Here is a 9,128-nt window from a genome sequence, read left to right on the forward strand (position 1 = left end):
GCCGGCCTCCAGGCGATCGCCACCGCCCGCCGTCTCGGCGCGGTGGTCTCGGCGACCGACGTGCGGCCCGCCGCCAAGGAGCAGGTGGCGAGCCTCGGCGCGAAGTTCGTCGCGGTCGAGGACGACGAGTTCAAGCAGGCCGAGACCTCCGCCGGCTACGCCAAGGAGATGTCGGACGCCTACAAGGCCAAGCAGGCCGAGCTGGTCGCCAACCACATCGCCAAGCAGGATATCGTGATCACCACGGCGCTGATCCCGGGGCGCCCCGCGCCGCGGCTCATCACCACCGCGATGGTGAAGTCGATGAAGCCGGGCTCCGTGATCGTCGACCTCGCGGTCGAACGCGGCGGCAATGTCGAGGGCTCGAAGGCGGATCAGGTGGTCGACGTCGACGGCGTCAAGATCGTCGGCTACGCCAACGTGGCCGGCCGGCTCGCGGCGTCCTCCTCGGCGCTCTACGCCAAGAATCTCACGGCGTTCCTCGAGACGCTGGTCTCCAAGGAGACCAAGGAGCTCGCGATCAACTGGGACGACGAGCTCGTGAAGGCGACCGCGCTCACCCGCGACGGCGCGCTCATCCACCCGATCGTCAAGCCAGCCGACGCGCCGACGCCCGCTCCTGCGGCTGAAGCGCCCTCAGACGTTTCGCCCGTTCAGGAAGCCCGCTAAATGGCCGAACTCTCTCCCGACCAGGCGCTGGAACGCGCCCGCGCGGCGGCCGAGGCCGCCCGTGAATCCGCCAACGCCGCGCAGGCCTATGCGGACCAGATCGCCGACGCCGCAGGGGTCGCCCTGCATGGCGCGACCGGCGGCGTGATCGATCCCTTCGTGTTCCGGCTCGCGATCTTCGTGCTCGCGGTGTTCGTCGGCTACTACGTCGTCTGGAGCGTGACGCCCGCGCTGCACACCCCGCTGATGGCCGTCACCAACGCGATCTCCTCGGTGATCGTGGTGGGCGCTCTGCTCGCGGTCGGCGTCGAACTCGCCGGCGGCTCCGGGCCCTGGTGGGCGCGCGCCTTCGGCTTCGTCGCCCTCGTGCTCGCCAGCGTGAACATCTTCGGCGGCTTCCTGGTCACCGAGCGCATGCTCGGCATGTACAAGAAGAAGGGCTGAGGCCGGTGACAGACCTCGTCCAGATCCTCTACCTCGTCGCCGGCGTCCTGTTCATCCTGGCGCTGCAGGGACTCTCGAGCCCGGCCTCGTCGCGGCGCGGCAACTACATGGGCATGGCGGGCATGACGCTCGCCATCGCCACCACCCTGTTCGTCTCGCCGCCGCAGGGCGCGGGCGGCTGGATCCTGGTGCTGCTCGGCCTCGGCATCGGCGGCGCGGTGGGCGCGCTCACGGCTAAGCGCATCGCCATGACGGCCATGCCGCAGCTCGTCGCGGCCTTCCATTCGCTGGTCGGCCTCGCGGCCGTGCTGGTCGCGGCGGCGGCGCTCTATGCGCCGGAAGCCTTCGGCATCGGCGCGGTCGGGACGATCCACGTCCAGAGCCTGGTCGAGATGGCGCTCGGCGTCGCGATCGGCGCGGTCACCTTCACGGGCTCGATCATCGCCTTCGCCAAGCTCGACGGGCGCATGTCCGGCGCGCCGATCATGCTGCCCATGCGGCACGCGATCAACATCGGCCTCGCGGCGCTGATCGTTGTGCTCGTCATCATCTTCTGCATGACCGAGAGCCATGCGGTCTTCTGGCTGATCGTGCTGGCGTCGCTGGTGTTCGGCTTCCTGATCATCATCCCGATCGGCGGCGCCGACATGCCGGTCGTGGTGTCGATGCTGAACTCCTATTCGGGTTGGGCGGCGGCCGGCATCGGCTTCACGCTCGGCAACCTTGCGCTGATCATCACCGGCGCGCTGGTCGGCTCCTCGGGCGCGATCCTGTCCTACATCATGTGCAAGGGCATGAACCGCTCCTTCATCTCGGTCATTCTCGGCGGCTTCGGCGGCGAGACGGCCGCGGGCGGCGGCGGCCAGGTGGAGCAGCGGCCGGTCAAGCAGGGCTCGGCCGAGGACGCGGCCTTCATCATGAAGAACGCCTCCAAGGTCATCATCGTGCCCGGCTACGGAATGGCGGTCGCCCAGGCGCAGCACGCGCTGCGTGAAATGGCCGACAAGCTCAAGGAAGAGGGCGTCGAGGTGAAGTACGCCATCCATCCGGTGGCGGGCCGCATGCCGGGCCACATGAACGTGCTGCTCGCCGAGGCGCAGGTGCCTTATGACGAGGTGTTCGAACTCGAGGACATCAACTCCGAGTTCTCTGGCGCGGACGTGGCCTTCGTGATCGGCGCCAACGACGTCACCAACCCGGCGGCCAAGACCGACAAGACCTCGGCGATCTACGGCATGCCGATCCTGGACGTCGAGAAGGCCGGCACGGTGCTGTTCATCAAGCGCGGCATGGGCTCTGGCTACGCAGGCGTCGAGAACGAGCTGTTCTTCCGCGACAACACCATGATGCTGTTCGGGGACGCCAAGAAGATGACTGAGGCGATCGTCAAGGGGCTCTGACCCCCGGTCGTCGCATCGCAGAACGGAAGAGGCCGGACCGTAGCGTCCGGCCTTTTTCTTGATATGTGCTCCAGAGCACGGCGCTGCCCCCTGAGAAGAAGACGACGAACGCCCGCATGACCACCGACCTCTCCCGCATCCTCGTGCTCGTCCGGCACGGCCAGAGCGAAGACAACGCGCAGGACCTGTTCTCCGGCCTGCGCGACCCCGCGCTCACCGACCGCGGCGTCGACGAGGCGCGCGCGGCGGGGCGCGAGCTGCGACGCCTGGGCTTGAGCTTCACGCACGCCTTCACCAGCGCGCTCACCCGGGCCCGCCGGACGATGGGCCTCGTGTTGTCCGAACTCGGCCAGTCCGATCTGCCGGTCGAGGCCGACCCGGCGCTGAACGAACGCGACTATGGGGAGCTTGCGGGCCTCAACAAGACGCAGGCTCGCGACCGGTTCGGGGTGGAGCAGGTTCGCGTGTGGCGCAAATCCTTCCACGCGGTGCCGCCGGGCGGGGAGAGCCTCGCCATGACGGCCGATCGGGTCTGGCCCTTCTATGAGCGGCAGATCGCGCCGGCCGTGCGGAATGGCGGGCGCGCGCTGCTGGTCGGGCACGGCAACGCCCTGCGCTCGATGCTGATGCGCCTCGACGGCATCGACCCGGAGACGATCGAGGACGTGAACATCGGGACGGCCCAGATCCTCGTCTATGGGCTGACCGCCGACGGCGACCGGCTCGTCAAGGCGAGCCTGCCGGATGCGCCCGGCGAGGATCTTCGGCGAGCCTGAGCGGTCGCATAGCTCGCGCGCGCGCCGCCGGGCCGCCGATCATGACGGCGCGGAAGCGCGTGGCCTCCAAAACCTTGCCGAATACTCTCGACATCCTTCCCGCCCGCTCCTAACCTTCGCTCGTTCCGAGGGGCGTCCCGCTGCGATGCGGGGCTGAGATGGCCAGAGGCCGATCCCTTTGAACCTGATCCGGGTCATGCCGGCGAAGGGACGGGAACCGACGGCCAGAGAGCGGGAGTCCGCGCGAGGCCTCCCAGACGTTTCGTCAAACCCGGATCTCCTGACGAGAACATCGAGGAGGAGATCCCATGAACGCGCACGTCCCGCCGAAGGACGCCAAGGCCGCTCCTACGAGCGTCACCACCGGGCCGATCGCCGGCTCCCGCAAGGTCTATGCGGCGCCGAGATCGCACCCCGATCTGCTTGTGCCGTTCCGCGAAATTCGGCTGACCGACCCGAACGAGGCGCCGGTGCGGGTCTACGATCCGTCTGGCCCCTATACGGAAGACGCCGCGGCCATCGACCTCGCCGCCGGCCTGCCGCTCGTGCGCGAATCCTGGATCGCCGCGCGGGGCCTCGACGTCGCGCCGGGTCGCGCGGTGAAGCCCGAGGACAACGGCAATGTCGCCGCCGACAAGCTGGTCGCTCCGTGCCCCGCGCAGCGCGTCATCCGCGAAGCCGCGCGCGGCCAGATGGTCACGCAGTACGAGTTCGCGAAGGCCGGGATCGTCACCGAGGAGATGGTCTATGTCGCCCATCGCGAGAATCTTGCGCGGGAGGCGGCGCTCGAGGGCGCGGGCGAGCGTCACGCTGACGGCGACAGCTTCGGCGCCTCGATCCCCGAATTCGTGACGCCGGAGTTCGTGCGGGAGGAGATCGCCCGCGGCCGCGCCATCATCCCGGCCAACGTCAACCATCCCGAGCTCGAGCCGATGGCGATCGGCCGCAACTTCCTGGTCAAGGTCAACGCCAATATCGGCAACTCCGCCGTGACCTCCGGCGCGGCCGAGGAGGTCGAGAAGCTGGTCTGGGCCATCCGCTGGGGCGCGGACACCGTCATGGACCTGTCGACCGGCCGGAACATCCACAACATCCGCTCCTGGATCATCCGCAACTCGCCCGTGCCGATCGGCACCGTGCCGATCTACCAGGCGCTCGAGAAGGTCGACGGCGACCCGCTCAAGCTCGATTGGGAGGTGTTCAAGGACACGCTGATCGAGCAGGCAGAGCAGGGCGTCGACTACTTCACCATCCACGCCGGCGTGCGGCTCGCCCATGTGCCGCTGACCGCAAGCCGCGTCACCGGCATCGTGTCGCGCGGCGGCTCCATCATGGCGCGCTGGTGCCTCGCCGGTCATCGGGAGAGCTTCCTCTACGAGCGCTTCGACGAGATCTGCGACATCATGCGGAAGTACGACGTGTCGTTCTCGCTCGGCGACGGGCTCAGGCCCGGCTCGATCGCGGACGCCAACGACGCCGCGCAGTTCGCGGAGCTCGAGACGCTGGGCGAGCTGACGAAGATCGCCTGGGACAAGGGCTGCCAGGTGATGATCGAGGGCCCCGGCCATGTGCCGATGCACAAGATCAAGCAGAACATGGACAAGCAGCTCGCCGTCTGCGGCGAGGCGCCGTTCTACACGCTCGGCCCGCTCACAACCGACGTCGCGCCCGGCTACGATCACATCACCTCGGGCATCGGCGCCGCGATGATCGGCTGGTTCGGGACCGCGATGCTCTGTTACGTCACGCCGAAGGAGCATCTCGGCCTGCCGAACCGGGACGACGTGAAGACCGGCGTCATCACCTACCGGATCGCGGCGCACGCAGCCGATCTCGCCAAGGGCCATCCGGCCGCCAAGGTGCGGGACGACGCCCTGTCGCGCGCGCGCTTCGACTTCCGCTGGGAAGATCAGTTCAACCTGTCGCTCGACCCGGACACCGCGCGGGCGTTCCACGACGAGACCATGCCCAAGGAAGCGCACAAGGTGGCGCATTTCTGCTCGATGTGCGGGCCGAAATTCTGCTCGATGCAGATAACCCAGGAACTTCGGGCCGAGGCCAGAGCTTTGGAGGCGCAGGCGGGCATGCGCGAAAAGTCGCGCGAGTTCCTGGAACAGGGTGGCGCTCTGTATGTGGCTGCGGAATAGACCCTCAAGCGGGGCGCTTCGGCGCCCCTGCTCCGCTTGATCTCGCTGGAATACGGGGGAGGGGACCGGCGCGCTCGGCGAGCGCAAGAGCCGCGATTTATGGCGAGCAGCTTTGCCGTGACAGAGATGCTCACGGCATGGAAACTGCACATAATAGCGCCGTGATGGAGGGTCATCATGGATTGGCTGCTCAAGCTCGCCTTTCGCCAGATCATCGAACGCGGTTCGCTGATCATCCGTTCTCCGTCCGGACAGACGCTCAGCTTCGGCGACGGGCAGGGCCCCCCGGTCAGGATCCGCTTCACGGATCGCAGGGCCATCGTCGCGCTCGTCCTCGACCCTGATCTCAAACTCGGCGAACTCTACACGGACGGCCGGCTGGTCGTGGAGCAGGGCGGGATCTACGACTTCCTGCGACTGGTCCACGACCAGCCGGCCGCGCTCCGGAAGCCGCTGCTCGGACGTCTGGTGGATCGCGCCCGGCTGGCGCTCCGCTGGCTCTCGCACAGCAACGGCGCCGCCCGGTCCCGCAGGAACGTGGCGCATCATTACGACCTCGACGGCCGGCTGTACGACCTCTTCCTGGACGACGACCGACAGTATTCCTGCGCCTATTACGAGACGCCGGAGGCCACGCTGGAGGAGGCGCAAGGCGCCAAGCGGCGGCACATAGCGGCCAAGCTCGCCATTCGGCCGGGCGATCGCGTGCTCGACATCGGCTGCGGCTGGGGCGGGCTCGGCCTCTATCTGGCCGGAGTGGCCGGAGCCGGCGAAGTTCTCGGCGTGACGCTCTCCCAGGAACAGCTCGCGACGGCGCAGCGCCGCGCCAGGGAGTCCGGGCTCGACGGGGCGGTGCGGTTTGAGATGCAGGACTACAGAGCGGTCGAAGGGCGCTTCGACCGGATCGTCTCGGTCGGCATGTTCGAACATGTCGGACTGCACAACCAGCGGACCTTCTTCGAGAAGTGCAAGAGCCTGCTCGCCGATGACGGCGTGATGCTGCTGCACACGATCGGCTTGTCCGACGGGCCATGGTTCACCAACCCGTGGATCGACAAGTACATCTTCCCCGGAGGCCATCTGCCGGCGCTCTCGGAGCTGATGCCCTGGATCGAGAAGTCGGGGCTCGTCCTCACCGACGTCGAGATCCTGCGGCTGCACTACGCCTCCACGCTGCGCGACTGGCGCGAGCGCTTCATGGCGCGGCGGGATGAGGCGGCGAAGCTCTATGACGAACGCTTCTGCCGAATGTGGGAGTTTTATCTCGCCGGCTGCGAGGCGGCGTTTCGCTGGCGCAACGTCGTGGTGTTCCAGCTCCAGCTTGCGCGCAGGCAGGACGCGGCGCCGCTCACGCGCAACTACATCGAGGACGGTGAGGCCGCGCTGCGCCGCGCCGAGGCGGGCCGGGCCGCGGCTCCCGAAGGCCGCCGGCTGGCGTCTGTCTGAAGGCCATGGCCGCTCGCCTTGGGGACGAGGAGCGGACCGCCGGCGCCTCTCGCGGCATTCCGGTCCCTGAGCGCTTGCGCCGGATGGCGTGAACAGCCATAAGCCTTGCCTCCCGTTGGTCTCGGGGCGTAGCTCAGCCTGGTAGAGCGCCTGCTTTGGGAGCAGGGGGTCGCATGTTCGAATCATGTCGCCCCGACCAGCGCCGCACTGTTTGAATGAGGCCGCGTTCATGTCCGCGCGCATCTACAAGCCCGCCCGCAACGCCATGCAGTCGGGAACCGCGAAAACAAGGCGATGGGTGCTGGAGCACGAGCTCGCCGAGGCGCGCCGTATCGAGCCGCTGATGGGCTGGACCTCCTCGGGCGACACGCGCCAGCAGGTGCGGCTGTTCTTCGACACCAAGGAGGAGGCGATCGCCTACGCCACGCGCGAGGGCATCGCCTACCGCGTGGAGGAGCCGAAGCCGGAGGCGCCGCCGCGGGCGATGGCCTATGCGGACAATTTCCGGGCCGGCCTGCCGGAGCCCTGGACGCACTGAACGTTCCGGCCCCGTAGCTCAGCTGGACAGAGCAGCAGCCTTCTAAGCTGTTGGTCGCAGGTTCGAATCCTGCCGGGGTCGCCATCAAAAGCGTTCAGTGTTCAATGAATTCTGGCTGCGATCAGCTTCAGCCAACGACCTCGATAAGAGAACAGAACAACTCCCGCCATCGGTCGACCCTGCGCGGTCAGCGCCTGGAGCTGCCGCAGCTTCGCGACGATCTCTTCAGGTGCGTGCCTCTTCCTCGAGCAGCCGCGTGCGAAGCAGCGCAGCTGCGCCGCCATCTGGCTGAGGTCGACGCTCCTTCAGTAGATGGCCGCGCTGCGAGCGCAGCGCGCTTTATAGCCTCTCGGGTCTTGGTCAGCGCCGCGGTGATCACCTTGCCCCTGGCCCGCAGCCTCGCCAGTTGCGCCGACTGCTCGTCTTCGATCTGGATCGACGCGACCACCGGACGAACGCTGGCCATCGCGACCTCGCCGGCCAGGTGAGCTCGGATCGCGGTCGGCGAGGATCGAGCCAACTTCTTCAGCTCTTCGCCCCGCAGTGAGGTCGCCCACCGTGCCTGCGCCTGCCAGATCCCCGAAGGCAGGAGGTGGAACAGGCGCCGACGCGGTCCTGCCTGACGATCCGCAGGATGGGGCCTCCCGGAAGCCGAGCACCCGGTATATCGCCTGCGGGTCCGGCGACCTGGAACCGGTGTGGGAGATCATCCAGCCGGATGAGAGCACTATTGCGCTCTCGGCGGCCTTCCGGAAGAAGATCGGCCTGCTCCGTCTGAGTGCCGACGACCGCAAGGACCGTGACCTACGCTTGGTGTTCGGCTCGGCGCTCGACAGACTTCCCGAGGCCCTCATTCTGAACCTGCTCTTCGGCCGGCCGCCCTCGTGGTCGCTCGAAGATCATCGCGAAGCCGCGAGCACCTATAAACGGAGGCGGTCGCATAAGGACGGCTGTCAGTTCCCCGCTCTCGTCGAAGCGGCCCTCATCTTAGCTCTGGCTGAGCGCCACAAAGCCGCCGGCGATACCGCGCTGGGGGATGCCGTCTTCCAGCCGCGCCATATTCGAGGCGACGAAGAAGGCGCCGCCGCGCTGGAGAAGAAGGGCCAGCCCGTCGACTTCCCGGCGCTGCTGAGGGTGGAGCCGGACATCGGCACGACCAACATCCGTAACGTGGCTTCTTAGCACTGACGGCGGTAGCTTGGGATCGAGCAGCGCTGCGTCGTCCCGATGACGTCCTTCTCGAGTAGGAGCGGCCCTGACGGCGAGATGAGGCCGGTGTGGTTGGCGCTTAACGATGGACGGCCGCTCTGCGTGTGCGCCGGACTCTGACCAACTGGAGCTAAGTCCGGAAGAAGTTCGAGGGCGAGGTGACCTGCGACGTCCATGGTTTCCTCACGACGGAGCCGAACGCCGTCGTGGCGCCGATTCATCCGAAGGCGATCCGGTCATCCTCACTACGCTCAAGGAGATCGAGGTCTGGATGCGCGCGTGCCTGGGATGAGGTGAGGGCGCTGCAGCGGCCGGCCGCTGCCTGATGACGCGCTGAGGATTGTCGCGCGAGGGGGGAAGAAGGACGTATAGTGAACCGCTCCGGGATTCCCGGAGGCTCCAACTCCTGAGTAGGATGGAGCGATGACGAGCAAGACGACGAACAAGTTTTCGCCTGAGGTGCGCGCTCGCGCGGTGCGGATGGTGCTGGAGCACGAGG

Annotated in this window: 8 protein-coding genes, 2 tRNA genes and 1 riboswitch; all 10 genes read left to right on the forward strand. The window is 67.5% G+C overall.

Annotation, left to right across the window (positions count from 1 at the left end):
* Nucleotides 1-669: Rossmann-fold NAD(P)-binding domain-containing protein (locus tag ACIKT0_RS08725; RefSeq protein WP_474998496.1), on the forward strand; the 669-nt coding region annotated here is incomplete at its 5' end.
* Nucleotides 670-1,113: an NAD(P) transhydrogenase subunit alpha part 2 gene (locus tag ACIKT0_RS08730; protein ID WP_183395462.1), complete on the forward strand. Its 444-nt coding sequence runs from the start codon at nucleotides 670-672 to the stop codon at nucleotides 1,111-1,113.
* 5 nt (nucleotides 1,114-1,118) lie between these two features.
* A complete protein-coding gene (locus ACIKT0_RS08735) occupies nucleotides 1,119-2,513 on the forward strand; it encodes an NAD(P)(+) transhydrogenase (Re/Si-specific) subunit beta (RefSeq protein WP_407104972.1) in 1,395 nt (464 codons plus the stop codon).
* Nucleotides 2,514-2,629: 116 nt separating this feature from the next.
* The gene (locus ACIKT0_RS08740) at nucleotides 2,630-3,289 is read left to right on the forward strand and encodes a 2,3-bisphosphoglycerate-dependent phosphoglycerate mutase (RefSeq protein ID WP_407104973.1); all 660 of its coding nucleotides are present in this window, start codon (nucleotides 2,630-2,632) and stop codon (nucleotides 3,287-3,289) included.
* A 118-nt stretch (nucleotides 3,290-3,407) separates the two neighbouring features.
* A riboswitch (TPP riboswitch) is annotated at nucleotides 3,408-3,517 on the forward strand.
* 80 nt (nucleotides 3,518-3,597) lie between these two features.
* Complete coding sequence (gene thiC, locus ACIKT0_RS08745; RefSeq protein ID WP_407104974.1) at nucleotides 3,598-5,436, forward strand: phosphomethylpyrimidine synthase ThiC; 1,839 nt, start codon at nucleotides 3,598-3,600, stop codon at nucleotides 5,434-5,436.
* 177 nt (nucleotides 5,437-5,613) lie between these two features.
* The gene (locus ACIKT0_RS08750; RefSeq protein ID WP_407104975.1) at nucleotides 5,614-6,882 is read left to right on the forward strand and encodes a class I SAM-dependent methyltransferase; all 1,269 of its coding nucleotides are present in this window, start codon (nucleotides 5,614-5,616) and stop codon (nucleotides 6,880-6,882) included.
* A gap of 122 nt (nucleotides 6,883-7,004) precedes the next feature.
* Nucleotides 7,005-7,081: transfer RNA gene (locus ACIKT0_RS08755), tRNA-Pro, on the forward strand.
* Between the two features lie 30 nt (nucleotides 7,082-7,111).
* Nucleotides 7,112-7,420 carry an ETC complex I subunit gene (locus ACIKT0_RS08760; protein WP_183395467.1) on the forward strand — a complete coding sequence of 103 codons (309 nt, stop codon included), beginning with the start codon at nucleotides 7,112-7,114 and terminating at the stop codon, nucleotides 7,418-7,420.
* A 7-nt stretch (nucleotides 7,421-7,427) separates the two neighbouring features.
* Nucleotides 7,428-7,504, forward strand: a tRNA-Arg gene (locus tag ACIKT0_RS08765).
* Between the two features lie 612 nt (nucleotides 7,505-8,116).
* Complete coding sequence (locus tag ACIKT0_RS08770) at nucleotides 8,117-8,602, forward strand: hypothetical protein (protein WP_407104976.1); 486 nt, start codon at nucleotides 8,117-8,119, stop codon at nucleotides 8,600-8,602.
* Nucleotides 8,603-9,128 lie beyond the last annotated feature (526 nt).

The organism is Hansschlegelia beijingensis, assembly GCF_045505405.1.
GTDB classification, from domain to species: domain Bacteria; phylum Pseudomonadota; class Alphaproteobacteria; order Rhizobiales; family Methylopilaceae; genus Methylopila; species Methylopila beijingensis_A.

Coding starts and splice junctions, on each gene's coding strand:
- ACIKT0_RS08730 (WP_183395462.1), top strand. CDS start 670: ATGGCCGAACTCTCTCCCGACCAGGCGCTGGAACGCGCCCGCGCGGCG.
- thiC (WP_407104974.1), top strand. CDS start 3,598: ATGAACGCGCACGTCCCGCCGAAGGACGCCAAGGCCGCTCCTACGAGC.
- ACIKT0_RS08750 (WP_407104975.1), top strand. CDS start 5,614: ATGGATTGGCTGCTCAAGCTCGCCTTTCGCCAGATCATCGAACGCGGT.
- ACIKT0_RS08760 (WP_183395467.1), top strand. CDS start 7,112: ATGTCCGCGCGCATCTACAAGCCCGCCCGCAACGCCATGCAGTCGGGA.
- ACIKT0_RS08740 (WP_407104973.1), top strand. CDS start 2,630: ATGACCACCGACCTCTCCCGCATCCTCGTGCTCGTCCGGCACGGCCAG.